Genomic DNA, 15422 nt, shown 5'->3' on the forward strand with positions numbered 1-15422 from the left:
TTATATGTGCTACATATATGTTTTTTGCAGGCACTCTGTCGCAAAAAGTTGCATTTTTGGTGAGAACTATGTACGCATAATCCCGCGTTTTGCACTGCTTTCGCGTTGATCACGGTATGTGTAAGCATATATGCTATATACAAAGCATAGCGATTTTTGAGTCATTTTTTGGCCCTGAATGCAGCCGTACATATATCAATAACTGCTTACATATAACGAGACCAATGCCAATTCGGTCACAAAGCAGCGGGCGATATGTGGCCCGCTGCGCTGATATGCACTGTCCAGGCAACAGCCCGGTCCGTCTCGCCCCGTTCGAGATACTGGTCGAAAACCGTTACCGGGACATTGAGACACAGAACCCTGCCCTCGGAAGGAACCTGTCTGCCGCTGACCCCGATGAGATGCGCGCGTGGTACGACAACGGCCAGGTCCATGCGATTGCCGCACAGGACAGAACAGTTGGGTGTCTCGCCGTCGCGCCTGGTGCGATCGAATGGATCGAGGGATATGAGATTAAGGAAGAGGTCATAACAACAACTCATACGGGCAATGGATACGCTGATGCGGCACAGGCCGTCTGGGCGGCGGATTGTCCGGCCCCGGATCGCCTCGTCATCGGAACGATCGATGGGCGCAACATCGCATCCCGCCGGACGGCGGAGCCTGCGGGGCGCAAACCGGTTCTGGCCTATGTGTTCCTGAAACTTCCCGTCGAACAAGGACGGCAATGACGGGTGGCAAAGGCAGTTTCCAGTTTCCAACACGGGTTCCGTCCGGATACATTGAAACCAAATGGCTTTTCCGGGTTCTGGAAACTGGAAAAGCTGGAAATGGAAACCTCAAAAGGGACAAGTTCGGGATGCGGGATGGAAAAGGGGATCGCTTTGGTCTGCGGATAAAGCTCTGGCGCGACCGCGCCAGCCTGTCGCAGCGGCGGCTTGCCAGTCTTCTGCGCGTGTCACATACCACCCTCGGAAAGATCGAGCGTGGCGAGATGGAACCGGGGGACGATCTGCGCACCCGGTTCGAAGCACTGGAACAGGGTGGCGGTCGGCTTGACGCTGACGCCTCCGATGCAGAATTCGCGCTCATCGCGCAGCTTGCGCCGGAGATCGAGGCGCTGCGCCAGGACGTGGGCGCATTATGCGACATACAGCGCGAAACCAGTACTGCGCTCGGGCAGATCGAACGCAGTTTATCGGATCGACCGGGCATCCTGTTGCGCGCGCTGCGCGGAGGACTCACCATCTGGTGCGTGATCTCGGGACTGTTGGTCGCCGCCCTGTGGGTCGGGCTTGGGACGCAGGGCGTGTTGCGCGTTATCGTCATGGCCGTATCCGCGATACGGTAGAATAATCCCGACGCTGTTGTGGTTCGGCTTTTCTTCCAGCCAGTGAGCGCGTAGCGTTGCGCTGGGTCGGGCCTGCTGTACGGCCAAACCCCTCCGGCAAAGAGGTGTGTGATGAGCAAGGTCAGCGATGAAGAGGTCGAACGGCTGAAAGCGGCCATGGGCGAGGCGCTGGGAGAGACATTCGCCAGGGATGGACCACCCCTGCCCGGCGAGGCCGCGAAAAAAGCGGTGATGATCCGCGCCACCGAACTCACGCAGACCGGCATCCCTTTCGACCGTGCTATCCGTCAGGCAAAGCTGGAATTCGGGCTGTGAACGCGGGCCATGGGTTTTGGCGGGATCGAGGTTCAGGTGGGGTTTCCAGTTTCCAACGCGCGGACCAGATAGGTCTATGAAAATCATTATGCTTTCCAGCGGGCGAAAACTGGAAACGCTGGAAATGGAAACCAACAAGGGATGATGTGGCATGGGCTTTGAGGGAAAACTGAGCGAGGAGGACATCGCCGAACTTGATGGCTATCTCTCCGCCGCTCCCAATGGCAGGATCGGGTCTGTCCATGCCATGGATGGATTGATCACAGCACTCGTCTGTACGCCGGACCCAAGGCCCAGCCCCGACGAATACCTGTCAGTGCTTCACGAAAACACCTCTGGCGGCTTTGTGCTGCGGGACGCCCATGAAGCACAGCGTATCGCGGAGCTGGTCGCGCGGCATTACCAGTCTGTCCTGCGCAGCATCCGTGAGGGGTTTGAGGTCATCAACGGTGAGGTGTTGTACTACGAACCGCTGTTCGATCAGGATGACGGCGGCAATGTCTTCGCAGAGACCTGGTTCGGCGGGTTTTTGGCGGGAGCGCGACTTCGCCCCGATGTTTGGGATTGGCGCTTTAAAGGGTCGGAAGATCGAGATTACAAAAACCCCTTGGATCCACTTGTCCAACTCGTAACGCAACCAGCACGAGGCCCCGGCAGCAACCCCGATAAAGACCCGTTGTCCGTGGAGGAGCAGGATAAGCTTTGGGTTCAGGCGGCCATTGGCATCTGTGATATCTACCGCGATAACCACCCTGAGGTCAGGCCGCCCAAGCCTGCTGCGCATGTCGAAACCGGCACTTATATACGCGACACGCCGAAGGTCGGGCGGAACGACCCGTGCCCCTGCGGGTCCGGCCGCAAATACAAGAAATGCTGCGCCCGGCGGGAGGCTGTGAAATGAAATTGCCCAAAGCCCGGCATGATGCTCTGTTCCGCCTGCTTGTCTCGGACCCCGCGCGCGCCGCCGTTCTGCTGCGCGACTATCTCCCGTCCGAGGTTGTGGCGCGGCTCGATCCTGACCGACTGCCGGTCCACGTTGAGGGAACCGCCATCGATGGCGAGGGGGTCAAAACACAGGCCGATGCCATATTCCGGCTCTATCTCCGGGATGGCGATGAAATCATTGTCTACGCGTTACTGGAGCACAAGGCCCAGAACGATATCCGCACGCCGCTTCAACTGCTGGGGCACATGCTCCGGGTCTGGAAGAATGAGACCGACAAGGGCACCATCACAGATGGTCGGCTGCCGCTGATCCTGCCGGTCGTCTTCTACCACGGTCGCGCCCGCTGGACCGTGCCGCTGTCCATCCAGGACATGATCGCCGCGCCGGATGGGCTGGCACACCTCGCGTGTGACTTCGGTCATTACAGGGTGCAGGAGTTGCGGCGCATCGCGCCCGAGGACATGCCACCCGATACGGATGTGTACGCGGCCCTGCTGGCGTTGGCCCATGCGTTCAGCGAGTATGTTAGTGACCCCGAGGCCGATCTGCTGGTCGCCGGAATTGCCGAAACCGAGTTGGGTCGCTACATTATGGCCTATATCGTCGAACAGGTCAGCCTGTCGCCCGAGCGCATCGAAGCCGCTCTCAAGCGCATCGGCACCGACCCCGATAAAGTGGAGGACATCATGGGAACCGCTGCGCAGGCGTGGATGGAACAGGGCAAGGCTGAGGGGATTGCCGAGGGCAAGGTTGCCGGGATTGCCGAAGGCGAGTTGAAAGCAAAAGTCGCAACCTTCCTGCATCTGGCGCAAGTGAAGTTCGGAGAACTATCACCGTCTCAAGTGGAACGGGTGCGTGGCGCGACATCCGATGAACTTGATATCTGGCTTGAGCGGTTGATTGAAGTTGAAGATTTGTGTGGGGTGTTTGAAGGGCGGCAAAGGCATTGAGGCGGTTCTTCAGCGTCTTGGTGAGCGTGGTAACGGCCATTCTGCTCCGGCGGCAAGCGCTATCAGTTCCGCATGAACGCAATTCTAAGGCAGGCTGTGTTAGAGGACCGGTGATTTGGCTGCCATGAACTGGGTGACAGTCTTTAGGTTCGTGAAAGGCACTGAGCACGGCATAAATGATACTGATTTTGGTAATGAACTTCAGCAGGTGACCTATGACTGTGACAAATAGTATGCTGGCGGGTATTTTCCCATTAATTTTATCAAATGATTTCAATGACAATGCGCTGGATTGAACGAGAGCCATGCTTTTAAAGTAACCATACTATTAAATGCGCAGTGTGACATGAGACAGTTATGACTAAGCAGATCGAAGCCGTTCTAAATTCACTCGGGCCATCCTTGTCAAACAAGGTTGCTGACGCCCTCGCCAAACGTGCTAACATTTCGCATGTTGCCGCCCGTAAGCGTCTGTCGCGTGCGGGGGGAAATGTGCGTAAACTGACGGGTGTTGCATTCGCCCGGAACATCCGCTTTATGTATCTAAAGGATCAATACGGATCCCCAATATTTTGGCAAAATCTTGCTGATGCATTGATTGAAAGCAAATCCGCATTGGGATATGCGATTTTGGCGCTGTGTCAAAGCGGGGGCATGGTGCCAGTAAAACAGTTTCCGATCGTCTGTGGTTCTCCTGTTCTCCAGAGCAAGCATCTTGCCGCCGAGACGGTACTCCAGAAGTTGATTGAGGTTCGGCTGGTCAAAACCATTTTGGCGGACGGGATCGGCGAATGCGTCGCATTTGCCCAAGAAGAACAGTATTATGTGCAAGCTGTTGCCGAACTGCGTGCGCGGTTGTTCACAGAGGACATTCTGTTGGCAGCCACTAGCGATTGGTTGCGAAAACTTGGACTTGCCAGCTATAATCTCGTTACTACACGGAAAGACGACATTCTTCCTAAAGTGGGTACTTTCGTTTGGGATCTGAGCGCGCCATCATATATTAACGCGTTGATTCGATTTTCGCGAGACGGGAAACCCAAGCCAGGGTTTGTCATCTGCGACGTAAACCTCACCGAGAATATGACAATGGATGGTGCTGCGCCATTTATACATAAATGCAAGACACTGCGAGGGTTACGCAATGTTAGCCCGTGCATTCAAATCATAATTGCCAATCGCTTTGACAAAGCCGCCTTTAAGGCTTTACGCACCGATGGGATCATCGCTACGACGCCTGCATTGCTATTCGGTGAAGAAATCGCAGATGCGTTGCTCGAGTTGATTTCGGTTATGACAGCAGCTGCGATTGCATCGTTCGATAGCGTTCGATTCGAAAGGCTCTTCCGGACCCTTTCCAAAATTGAGGGAACTTCAATCCAACTGCGCGGTAAGCTCTTCGAGTATTTGGTCGCCGATATTGTTAACCGTACTCTGTTGGGCGAAGTTACCATTAACCGTCATTTTAAGGTTGCAGGCAAAGGGGAGACCGAAATAGATGTATTATCCGTTGAGCAAAATCGACAGATCACTGTAATTGAATGTAAGGGTTACAGCCCGCGTGCGATCATTCCAGACAACCTCTTTGAACGCTGGCTTAATCGCAATGTACCAGTGGCGTACGCCTATATAAAAGAGCATCCTGAGTGGAAGAATCTAAAGATAACCTTTGAATTTTGGACCAGCGCGCCGATCAGCGAAGGAATGATGACAGTTTTCCAAAACAAACAGCGTAATATCAACACGTACCGATATAGCGTCAGGTTGCGCGGCCCATCTGAAGTTTGGGATGCCTGTGTCAATACGAGAGAAAAGAATCTAATCCAAACATACAAAAATCACTTCATGTTAGATGAAAATTATTCACCGAGTCATTAAAAATTAAATGGTAAAATACATAGGAGCGATAAATGTGGGATGTAGGGCTGAGAGGAACAGTGAAGTGCCATAAGAGGGCCGTGAAGCAGCCCAAGCATGTGGGGTTGCATTCGGTCGATCATCCAAATTGCGGGAAGATCAGAAAGAGATCATTAGGGATCTTGTCAAAAACGGTCGATCAATCTCCGCAGTGGCGCGGTCGTTCAATGTGCATCCATCAACCATCTATTGCTGTCTCAACCCAAAATAGCCCTAATGATACCTCACCGTTCCTCTCAGCCCTACAGCCTCTGTAAGTGCGGGCCGAACCGAAGTGACTTGAACGAGGACCGATGGTGTCGCGTAAAGATCCTGGCCTGTGCGCAAGATTGGAACGATTAGGGTCATAAGCCGGCTTGTAAATGTTAGGAGAATCAAAATGCCTGAATCACAAAGCCCACAATGCAAAAATCTGCCTAACATCAAAGTCAAAAACTTTGGACCAATTGCTAATGGGGAAGTGACATTACGCCCATTAACAGTTTTTATGGGGCCAAGTAACACTGGAAAATCTTGGCTTGCTACTCTTTTATATAGTTTGCAACAACGTCAGAAAAAATTTGCACAATCCTATTTTTATGGTCTTTTTGAAATTGCAACTAACGAAGTTGACAAAGTTGTAAAATTTCCAGAAAACCCTAGTTACTGGTTAAAAAAAATTGACAGTGATAGTGTTATAAAATTATCTACAAGTGAAAAAAATGTAATTAAAAAGTTTTTGGAATATGAGTCAGACTTAATTAAGGATGAGATGTTGCGATGTTTTGGGTTATCAAGTTACGAATACCTTATAAGAGAGAATACCAAGAAATCGATAATTGAATTTAACTCAATAGATAATTATATTTTTGGAAATTATTCTTCAATTCTCAAAATTAATTCTACTACCACTAATTATTTCGTTAATCCCCCAAACTGCATCAACCTTAGCGAAGCAAAGAAAAATTATGAGTACAATATTTTTCGAAAACGTATTCTTAGTTCAAGCGAGGATAATCATATCGATACTCTTCAATTATTTGGTGAATTGATTTTAAATCGTAATCATTTGAGGCACCCCAAAAACCAATCTGCATGGTATCTTCCAGCAGACCGTGGAGGTATTATGCATGCACATCAGGCAGTTGTTAGTGCGCTAATACAGAATGCTTCTCGTGCCGGTATTCGTAAGCAATCATCTATTCCAGTACTATCGGGGATTCTTTCTGACTTTCTCGAAAATTTAATTAGTTTGGCTCAAGATCATAGGGCATACAGTCCTAGACACAAAGGTGGTGGGCATGCGGAGACCCTTGAGAAAAATATTCTTGGTGGCTTAGTCAATATTGATCAAACAGACACCAATTATCCTCGATTTTCATGGAAACCGTATAAGTGGAAAAGATCACTTCCCTTGTTGAGCGCATCTTCAATGGTATCAGAATTAGCTCCCTTGGCTCTTTATTTAAGGCATTTGGTAACTGAAGGTGATCTGTTGATTTTAGAGGAGCCTGAGGCACACTTGCACCCATCGAAGCAAGTTGAACTGATTAATGAAGTTGCGACTTGGGTACAAGCAGGAATTCAAGTTGTTCTAACAACTCATAGCGAATGGGTTCTGGAACAGTTATCTAATATTGTTGGAGCAAGCAAATCAAAGAAAAATATAAGTTTAAATACTAATCAGGTAGGGCTCTGGCAGTTCCAATCTCAGAATGGTAGCGGTTCAGAAATAAGAGAAGTCAAGTGGGATGATGAAGGTGGTTACACTAGTGGTTTCGAATCCGTGGCGGATGACCTACATAATTATTGGGTAAAGCTTGTGGAGGGAGGCGATGATTGAAATAGTAGCTGAAATTGAAAGTAAAGTAAGCAACTGCTGTAAAGTTAATACTATAAGACGTGGAAATTTTAAAGTTGATATCTCTAAAGAAGTATATCCTTGGATTATTATTGATTTTGACATGAAAAATGCTCCATTAAATTATAATCAAACAAAACCAGATTTTTTGTTCGTTAGTAGTATTGGAGGTTTAAATAATTCTGGAAGAGTTATTCCTATTGAAATAAGTAAAGGCCGGAGTAAAAGTGCCGAGAAAATTAGAAATCAACTTCAAGCAGGATCAGACTGGGCTCACAAAGTAATGAGACATAATTTTCAGCCAAAATTGATTCCTTTATACTGTGGGTTACTCAGCAAAAGTACGCGGAGAAACCTGAAATCCTGTCGAATTAAGTTCCGTGGTCAAAAGGTAATACCGAGAATAGTGTCTCGCAACGCGTCACTTCCAAAACAATAGTCATGAAAAGAAATTAGGCGAGCATCAGAACCTGTAGATTTTGAGAGATCGCGATAGGGCTGGAAATCGCCCTCCAAAACTCGTATCAAAAGAGGAAGTTAAAACCTCTACTCGAATTCGAGAGTCCCATGTCCCGCATCGGCTATGCCCGCGTCAGTTCTATTGGACACAGCCTGGATATACAGGTCGCAAAACTGACGCAAGCTACATGTGATCGGATCTATAAGGAAAAGCGTAGCGGTCGAACAGATGCCGATCGCCCTGAATTCAAGAAATGCTCGGATTACCTGCGGGACGGGGACACGCTGATAGTCACGCGACTCGACAGACTTGCCCGATCCGTGGTCCATCTGGCGCAGCTGGCTGAACGGTTCAAAAAGGAAAAGATCGATCTGGTCGTTCTGGACCAGAACATCGACACTAGCACCCCGACCGGTCTACTACTGTTCAATATGCTGGCGTCCATTTCCGAGTTCGAAAATGATCTGCGTCAGGAACGCTTGACAGAAGGGATCGCCAAGGCCAAGCAGAACGGCGTGCGGTTTGGACGGTCGCCAAAGCTGACCGTAGCCGGTAAACAACAGATTTATGTGCGCCATATGGCCGGTGCCAGTGAACGGCAGTTGGCAAGGGAATTCAAAATTGGGGAGGCGACAGTTTATCGGGCTTTAAAAGATGTCGCAACTTCAAATGCATGATTTCAATCAAGGAACTGAATATCGCATGAGTTTCTTTGACCAACCGATCCTGAATTCGCCTTATGTCCAGCCGGGTTGTCATTGGGAACTCGATGACAATGGGCACCCGACCGACAGGGTTATTTCATCTCGTCGCAAGTCCGCACTTTGGACAGCTCTTCCGGGTGCATCGTCAAAATCGTCCAGCAAATCCCAGTCAAATCTGGATTTGGGTGATCAGGATCTTTCAACCGACGCGACCGAATTCAACCCTTCCCCCATCGTGAACGATCTGCGCGTTGAATTGGATACGTGGCGACAGTTACCTAACCCGTCTCAATGGAAGGTGACGCCCACCACTCAGCGTTTGCTGAAACACTGGCGTGCCATACAGTTGGATGCAAACCAAACTATCCGTCCTTTCTTTTGCCAACTTGAAGCGGTGGAGGCAGCTATCTGGCTGGCGGAAGTTGCTCCCCAGATGGGTAAACGCGGCAAACGTTTCCTGAGTTGGATCAACACGGCTAACAATTTTGCCGTGCAGCCGGACGGTGCCGAGCCTTCAGCCATAATCCCGGATTTGCTTCGGGTCGCCTTCAAATTGGCGACTGGCGCGGGAAAAACGACGGTCATGGCCATGCTGATTGCATGGCAGACCCTGAACGCGGTTCGTGCGTCCAACAGTAAGCGCTTTTCAAAAGGATTCCTGATCGTTGTTCCCGGTATCACCATTCGGGATCGCTTGCGTGTCCTTCAGCCCAACGATGCAGAAAGCTATTACTTGCGGCTAAATCTGGTGCCGCATGATCTTCTGCCTGATTTGCACAAGGCAAAGATCGTTATCACCAACTATCATGCTTTCAAACTGCGCGAGACCTTCGATGCAGCTGCGGGTACGAAGCGCGCGTTGGAAGGTCACGGAAATGCCTTGGCGACTACCGAAACCGAGGGTCAGATGATCCAGCGCGTCATGGGCGATCTCATGGGGCTGAAGAATGTTGTTGTCGTCAACGATGAGGCACATCACTGCTATCGGGAACGACCGGTTTCGGAAGTTGAGACGCTGAAGGGAGACGAACGGAAGGAGGCCGAGGCCAACAATGAAGCCGCCCGCCTCTGGATATCCGGCATTGAAGCTCTGAATCGGCAGCAATCCGTGAAGGTTGTATATGACCTTTCGGCAACCCCATTCTTCCTGTCCGGGTCCAATTGGCCCGAAGGAACCTTGTTTCCCTGGGTGATGAGTGATTTTTCTCTCATGGATGCCATCGAATGCGGTATCGTGAAACTTCCCCGCGTGCCGATTTCGGACAATCGCGCAGACGGTGAAAAAATTCTCTATCGGGATCTTTGGCCGACGATCCGGAAACGTATGCCCAGAAAGCAGACAGGCGAAACCAAACCGGACCCCCAGAAACTGCCCATAGAACTCAAGGTGGCTTTGGATGCTCTCTATGGCCACTACGAAAAGACCTTCCAACTTTGGGAAAAAGAGGCAGTTGGTGTGCCGCCTGTCTTCATCGTGGTTTGCAACAACACCACGAATTCCGAGATGGTGCGGGATTATATTGCCGGATACACGCACCTCAACGATCAGGACAAAGAGGTCATCGACCAAGGTGCGCTCGATCTGTTTCGAAATTTTGACAACCATGGTCGGCGCTTGGAGAAGCCACGAACGATCCTGATCGACTCGGTTGCCCTTGAAGGCGGTGGCGAAATCGACAAGGCTTTCCGCGAAGCCCACGCAGAGGAAATCGCGGCCTTCAAGCGCGAACGCGCCAAACGTGGGGCTGGCACCGAGGAAGTCTCCGATGCGGAAATCCTTCGGGAGGTAATGAATACAGTGGGCCGACAGGGCCGCCTCGGAGAACAGGTTCGTTGCGTAGTGTCCGTCTCAATGCTGACCGAAGGTTGGGATGCCAATAACGTCACCCACATCATGGGGCTCAGGGCCTTTGGTTCCCGCCTGATCTGCGAGCAGGTGATCGGTCGCGCGCTTCGAAGGCTGTCATATGATATCGATCCTGAAAATGGTTTGTTTCATACCGAATATGCTGACATCATGGGAATTGACGGTCTCAATTTTGCCGACCAGGGCAAGCCATCGCCACCTCAACGCCCTCGTCCTATTATCCACGTTCATGCTGTCAGTCCTGATCGGGATACTCTGGAAATCGCTTTTCCACGTGTGCAAGGCTACCGCGTTGATTTCCCTAGGGAACGGATAGATGCCGATCTGTCCCGAATGGAACCCTACGTGCTGACAACGGAAAAGGTCAGCGCGACAGAGGTTGTGATGTCCGGGATTATCGGAGAGCCAAACCAACTCAATCTTGAATATCTGGATAACAGGCGGATTTTGACGATCGCTTTTGAAATCGCCAATTACTGGGTATCAGAGAAACTGCGCGATCCCAACGGCGAGCCGAAAACGTACCTGTTCCCTCATGCCAAGCGGATCGTGTTGCAATGGCTCAAATCCGACAAGGTTATATGCAAGGAAGGAACCAGACTGGCGCAGTTCCTTTACAAGCAACTCACGGATGAGGTTTGTGATCTTCTTATGGGGGCGTTGATTGATCAGCCAAATGGCAAGCCTGTCATCCGCGCCACACTTGATCCTTTCACTCCCGAAGGCTCGACAACGGATGTGAATTTCACGACCTCGAAGGAAAGTCGCCACTGGCCGCGGCCCGATCGGAGCCACGTCAACTGGATTGTCACCGATAGCGGGTGGGAAACGAAATTCGCCCAGATTCTGGATGAGCATCCGGATGTGTTCTCCTATACCAAGAACCATAATCTCGGTTTCGAGGTGCCCTACATGAAGGAAGGTGAAGCGCATCGATACCTTCCGGATTTCCTGATCCGATTGAAGACGCAGGACAAAAACCCAATCACGCTGGTCGTGGAAATCAAGGGATATCGCGGCCATGATGCTATGCTCAAAGCTGAAACCATGAAGAACAAATGGATACCGGCGGTGAATCGGCTTGAATGTTTCGGGCGGTGGGGATTTGCCGAATTGCGCTCTATCCAAGACTTGTCTGAAGATCTGGACAAGGCCATTGCCGAACTCGTGGAGATGAAAAAATGATTACAGAAAGCGATGGACTCTTGATTTCATCAGGTGCTTATGACCGTATCAAAGATATCTGCCCTGCAGGAGTAGGTCCCTTCAATGATCCCGAAGGTGTACCGAAACGCAGGGCTTTTTGTTTTGCGGAGGGCTCTCGTTGATGCGCATCCGCAAAGTTGCCGTATTGATTGATGGGGGCTTCTTTCTAAAGAGGCTCAAAAAGTGGCCCGGTATTGACAGGAAGAACCCTGCCGAGGTTGCAAATGCGGTTCGCTGGATGAGCAAACGTCATGTTCAGCGCCTTATATACGAAAATCCCAAAACAAAGCACAGCAAATGGCTGGATCATGTCTATCGGCTGTTTTTCTATGATGCACGGCCCTACGATGGTGTACCACACCACCCGCTCAAGAACCGCCAGATCGACTATGGAAATACTCCAGAAGCACAATTCCGTTTGGAACTTTTCGATGAGATACGAAGGCAGAGAAAATTCGCACTTCGTCTTGGGCACCTGAAGAAAGACGGTGATTGGATACCCTACAATCGACACATGAAGGGGCTGCTCAGGATCAAAGCTCAGTCAGACTATCTGGTTGAAGTGCTCAAGAATCCGGAAAAAGCCGACCCGGACAAGACTGCTCGGGCGCTTGAAATGCTCGGAATCTGGCAAATGCTTGGAGAGGACGACATTCAACTACCGCTGCGCCAGAAAGGCGTTGACATGCGGATAGGTCTCGACATTGCGACCATGACGCTCAAGCGCCAAGTGGATACGATTGTGCTTGTGACTGGCGATAGCGATTTCATCCCTGCCGCCAAGATTGCAAGACGTGAGGGGGTCGAATTCATCCTTGACCCATTCATCCTTGACCCCATGTGGCAAAGCATCGAGGACGAACTTCAGGAACACGTGGATGGTATAGTGTCAGGCTTCGACAGGCCGGGTGTGGTGGCGGTCCTCGCAGTTGACGAGGTGGTGCAATGACTGACAAAAAGCCCATCGGTACAATCGTTCACGACGAGACGCGCGCCAACATTCCGACAGCCGAGTTGGAACCTGTTATGCACCAGGATGACAAGGCACCAATCAAGGTGGCGTATGAACGGCGAAACCGCAATCTTGATCCGCAGTTAATCTGGCGCGGCAAGGATATTGATCAGGAAGAACTTATAGTCGAGGCTCCGCTGATCTACTTGCAGGAACAGGTGCATCCCAAAGCATTGATCGATGACCTACGCGCTGGCCGGGAAAAGGCTGACGATCTGTTCGGGCATTTCGGCCTGACGGATGAGGCCCGCGAGGCCGAGGTGGAATTCTACCGCCACTCCCGTAAATGGTCGAACCGGATGATCCTGGGCGATGGGTTGCAGGTGATGTCGTCACTGTCCGAACGCGAAGGGCTGCGCGGACAGGTGCAGGCGATCTATATCGACCCGCCCTACGGGATTAAATTCAATTCCAACTTCCAGTGGTCCACCATCTCGCGCGATGTGAAGGACGGGAAGAAGGAGCATCTGACCCGAGAGCCGGAACAGGTTAAGGCTTTCCGCGACACCTGGCGCGACGGGATCCATTCCTATCTGAGCTACCTGCGTGATCGTTTGGTGGTGGCGCGGGAATTGCTGACCGAAAGCGGCAGTTGCTTTGTCCAGATTGGAGATGAGAATGTCCATCGGGTGCGGGCGCTGATGGACGAAGTGTTTGGGGAAGAGAATTTCATTTCTTTGATCACCGTGAGAAAGACGAGCGGTTTCCCGTCTGCCACGCTGGCAAATGTATGCGATTATGTTCTTTGGTATTCTCGGAAGCGTGATAGTATGAAGGTCCGCCAACTCTTTGACGAACAACCTTTTGAGTTGGGACAAGGCAATGCCCGGTGGTTGGAAATTGACTACTGCGACTATCGTGGCGTTTCCAAAAAGGAGGCGACTGGAGAGGTCGCAATTCCCTTGAATTCTCGTCCTTACAAACCCGGAGATTTGTCATCCCAAGGGCGCGCAAAAGAAAACCAGCCTTTTTCATATGCTGGTATTTCATCTGATCCATTCAAAAAAAATTCTCACTGGAAACCGAACTACCCAGTTGGAATGAAACGCCTCCTGCAAGCAGGCAGGATTCACGTTGCCAAAAATAGCTTTCAATACAAGAGGTTCCACTCCGACTATCCCTACATGACTCGGGACAATATTTGGGCAGATACTGGCACTGGAAACTTCACCGACGATAAAGTTTATATAGTACAAACAGCTTCCAAACTAATCGAACGCTGCCTCCTGATGACCACTGATCCGGGCGATCTGGTGCTGGATCCCACCTGCGGCTCGGGCACCACGGCCTATGTTGCAGAACAATGGGGTCGGCGCTGGATCACCATCGACACCTCGCGCGTGGCGCTTGCCCTTGCTCGCGCTCGGATTATGGGTGCGAAATACCCTTGGTATTTGCTGGCGGACAGTCCCGAGGGGCAGAAAAAAGAGGCCGAAGTCACCCATTCTGCCCTCGCCACCACAACAACCCATGACGACATTCGCCACGGTTTTGTCTACAATCGCGTGCCGCATATCACATTGAAGAGCATCGCCAATAACACCGAGATCGACACGATCTGGGAGCAGATGCAGCCCGCTGTGGAAGAGGCCCGCGCCGCGCTCAACGCAACCCTGTCCGGCCACACTGCACCGTTCTCCGTCAAAACCGGTGGCCGCAAGGGCGAAAAGATCGACTTCACCGCCTCCGGCGAGGTGAAACTCCCCGGCGGAGAGTTGGCGCCAGCCAACGGCTTTATGGAATGGGAAATCCCACGGGAGGCTCCCGGAGGCTGGCCCGCTCCCGCCAAGGAAGCCTTGGAGGCATTCTGGCAGGCCCGCATCGCTCGGCAGAAAGAGATCGACGCCTCCATCGCCGCCAAGGCGGAGTTTGAATACCTCTATGACAAACCTTATGAGGACAAGAAGCGCGTCCGTGTTGCCGGACCCTTTACCGTTGAAAGCCTCTCGCCCCACCGCATGTCGCCAGTGGACAAAACCGGAGAGATCATTGCAGATGTCGATGTAGCGCGCGGCATTCGCGATGGGCAGGATCAGGAAGCTGAGAACTACCGTAAGGCAATCATGGAGAACCTCGCCAAGGCTGGTGTGCAACAGATCGGTAAGGAAGACGCCATCAAGTTCGATACGCTCACCGTTTGGCCCGGTGACAGGATCGCTGCCGAAGGGCGCTATATGGAGGATGAGATTGAGCGCCGTGCCGGTATTTTCATTGGTCCGGAATACGGCACCGTCAGCCGCGCCGATTTGGTCGAATGCGCTCGTGAGGCGGCGGACGCCGACTTCGACATCGTTATCGCTTGTGCTTTTAATTTTGAAGCGATGGCTCAGGAGTTTCACAAACTCGGCCGCATCCCGATCCTACATGCTCGCATGAATGCCGATCTGCACATGGCAGGTGATTTAAAGGCTGGCGGTGGCAACTTGTTCGTGGTCTTTGGTGAGCCGGATATCCAGGTCAAGCAGGATGGCGATAAGCTAAGAATAGAATTGCTGGGTGTCGATATTTTCAAACCCGCAACTGGTGAGGTCGTAAGTTCCGAGGCGAGCGAAATCGCTTGTTGGTTTATTGACACGGATTATTCCGGCGAGAGTTTCTTCGTTCGTCAGGCTTATTTCCCTGGCGCTGACGTTCCCTACAAAGCGTTAAGGAACACTCTCAAAGGGGAAATCAATGAAGAGGCCTGGGACAGCCTGAAGCGCACAGTCTCGCGCTCATTCGCCAGACCGAAATCGGGGCGGATCGCGGTGAAGGTGATCAACCACTTGGGCGATGAAGTGATGAAAATCATAGGCGTATGAAATTCCGGAAACAGATGAATCCAGATAGATCAAGCAACGGCAGGATATTT

The 15422-nt window shown here is 51.4% G+C and carries 12 protein-coding genes and 1 pseudogene; all 13 read left to right on the top strand.

The window, feature by feature from the left end; all coding sequences use genetic code 11:
• The first annotated feature begins 275 nt into the window (after positions 1-275).
• The gene (locus ACP0GE_RS03190; RefSeq protein ID WP_424830557.1) at positions 276-734 is read left to right on the top strand and encodes a hypothetical protein; all 459 of its coding nucleotides are present in this window, start codon (positions 276-278) and stop codon (positions 732-734) included.
• A complete protein-coding gene (locus ACP0GE_RS03195) occupies positions 731-1354 on the top strand; it encodes a helix-turn-helix domain-containing protein (protein WP_424830558.1) in 624 nt (207 codons plus the stop codon). Before ACP0GE_RS03190 ends, ACP0GE_RS03195 begins: the two co-directional genes overlap by 4 nt.
• A gap of 111 nt (positions 1355-1465) precedes the next feature.
• Entirely contained in the window at positions 1466-1669 is a 204-nt protein-coding gene (locus ACP0GE_RS03200; protein ID WP_424830559.1) for a hypothetical protein, read from the top strand.
• Positions 1670-1820: 151 nt separating this feature from the next.
• Positions 1821-2570, top strand: coding sequence for a UPF0149 family protein (locus ACP0GE_RS03205; RefSeq protein WP_424830560.1), 750 nt, complete (start codon positions 1821-1823; stop codon positions 2568-2570).
• Positions 2567-3565: an Rpn family recombination-promoting nuclease/putative transposase gene (locus ACP0GE_RS03210; protein ID WP_424830561.1), complete on the top strand. Its 999-nt coding sequence runs from the start codon at positions 2567-2569 to the stop codon at positions 3563-3565. Before ACP0GE_RS03205 ends, ACP0GE_RS03210 begins: the two co-directional genes overlap by 4 nt.
• A gap of 357 nt (positions 3566-3922) precedes the next feature.
• Positions 3923-5443, top strand: coding sequence for a hypothetical protein (locus ACP0GE_RS03215; protein ID WP_424830562.1), 1521 nt, complete (start codon positions 3923-3925; stop codon positions 5441-5443).
• A 124-nt stretch (positions 5444-5567) separates the two neighbouring features.
• Positions 5568-5693 (top strand): annotated as a pseudogene (locus tag ACP0GE_RS03220) (helix-turn-helix domain-containing protein); the annotation flags it as partial.
• A 168-nt stretch (positions 5694-5861) separates the two neighbouring features.
• Positions 5862-7304, top strand: coding sequence for an AAA family ATPase (locus tag ACP0GE_RS03225; RefSeq protein WP_424830563.1), 1443 nt, complete (start codon positions 5862-5864; stop codon positions 7302-7304).
• A complete protein-coding gene (locus ACP0GE_RS03230) occupies positions 7297-7761 on the top strand; it encodes a hypothetical protein (RefSeq protein ID WP_424830564.1) in 465 nt (154 codons plus the stop codon). Before ACP0GE_RS03225 ends, ACP0GE_RS03230 begins: the two co-directional genes overlap by 8 nt.
• Positions 7762-7889: 128 nt before the next feature.
• On the top strand, positions 7890-8459 hold the full coding sequence (locus ACP0GE_RS03235) for a recombinase family protein (RefSeq protein ID WP_424830565.1): 570 nt from the start codon (positions 7890-7892) through the stop codon (positions 8457-8459).
• Positions 8460-8484: 25 nt separating this feature from the next.
• Entirely contained in the window at positions 8485-11538 is a 3054-nt protein-coding gene (locus tag ACP0GE_RS03240; RefSeq protein WP_424830566.1) for a BPTD_3080 family restriction endonuclease, read from the top strand.
• A gap of 142 nt (positions 11539-11680) precedes the next feature.
• Positions 11681-12508, top strand: a complete 828-nt coding sequence (locus ACP0GE_RS03245; RefSeq protein ID WP_424830567.1) for an NYN domain-containing protein — start codon at positions 11681-11683, stop codon at positions 12506-12508.
• 323 nt (positions 12509-12831) lie between these two features.
• Positions 12832-15372 carry a site-specific DNA-methyltransferase gene (locus ACP0GE_RS03250; protein ID WP_424830568.1) on the top strand — a complete coding sequence of 847 codons (2541 nt, stop codon included), beginning with the start codon at positions 12832-12834 and terminating at the stop codon, positions 15370-15372.
• The last annotated feature ends 50 nt before the right edge of the window (positions 15373-15422 follow it).

This window comes from Ruegeria sp., assembly GCF_965243365.1.
Lineage (GTDB): Bacteria > Pseudomonadota > Alphaproteobacteria > Rhodobacterales > Rhodobacteraceae > Ruegeria.

Excerpts from the sequence above, each read along its gene's own strand:
- ACP0GE_RS03190 (WP_424830557.1), top strand. The coding sequence starts at position 276 with ATGCACTGTCCAGGCAACAGCCCGGTCCGTCTCGCCCCGTTCGAGATA.
- ACP0GE_RS03195 (WP_424830558.1), top strand. The coding sequence starts at position 731 with ATGACGGGTGGCAAAGGCAGTTTCCAGTTTCCAACACGGGTTCCGTCC.
- ACP0GE_RS03200 (WP_424830559.1), top strand. The coding sequence starts at position 1,466 with ATGAGCAAGGTCAGCGATGAAGAGGTCGAACGGCTGAAAGCGGCCATG.
- ACP0GE_RS03205 (WP_424830560.1), top strand. The coding sequence starts at position 1,821 with ATGGGCTTTGAGGGAAAACTGAGCGAGGAGGACATCGCCGAACTTGAT.
- ACP0GE_RS03210 (WP_424830561.1), top strand. The coding sequence starts at position 2,567 with ATGAAATTGCCCAAAGCCCGGCATGATGCTCTGTTCCGCCTGCTTGTC.
- ACP0GE_RS03215 (WP_424830562.1), top strand. The coding sequence starts at position 3,923 with ATGACTAAGCAGATCGAAGCCGTTCTAAATTCACTCGGGCCATCCTTG.
- ACP0GE_RS03225 (WP_424830563.1), top strand. The coding sequence starts at position 5,862 with ATGCCTGAATCACAAAGCCCACAATGCAAAAATCTGCCTAACATCAAA.
- ACP0GE_RS03230 (WP_424830564.1), top strand. The coding sequence starts at position 7,297 with ATGATTGAAATAGTAGCTGAAATTGAAAGTAAAGTAAGCAACTGCTGT.
- ACP0GE_RS03235 (WP_424830565.1), top strand. The coding sequence starts at position 7,890 with ATGTCCCGCATCGGCTATGCCCGCGTCAGTTCTATTGGACACAGCCTG.
- ACP0GE_RS03240 (WP_424830566.1), top strand. The coding sequence starts at position 8,485 with ATGAGTTTCTTTGACCAACCGATCCTGAATTCGCCTTATGTCCAGCCG.
- ACP0GE_RS03245 (WP_424830567.1), top strand. The coding sequence starts at position 11,681 with ATGCGCATCCGCAAAGTTGCCGTATTGATTGATGGGGGCTTCTTTCTA.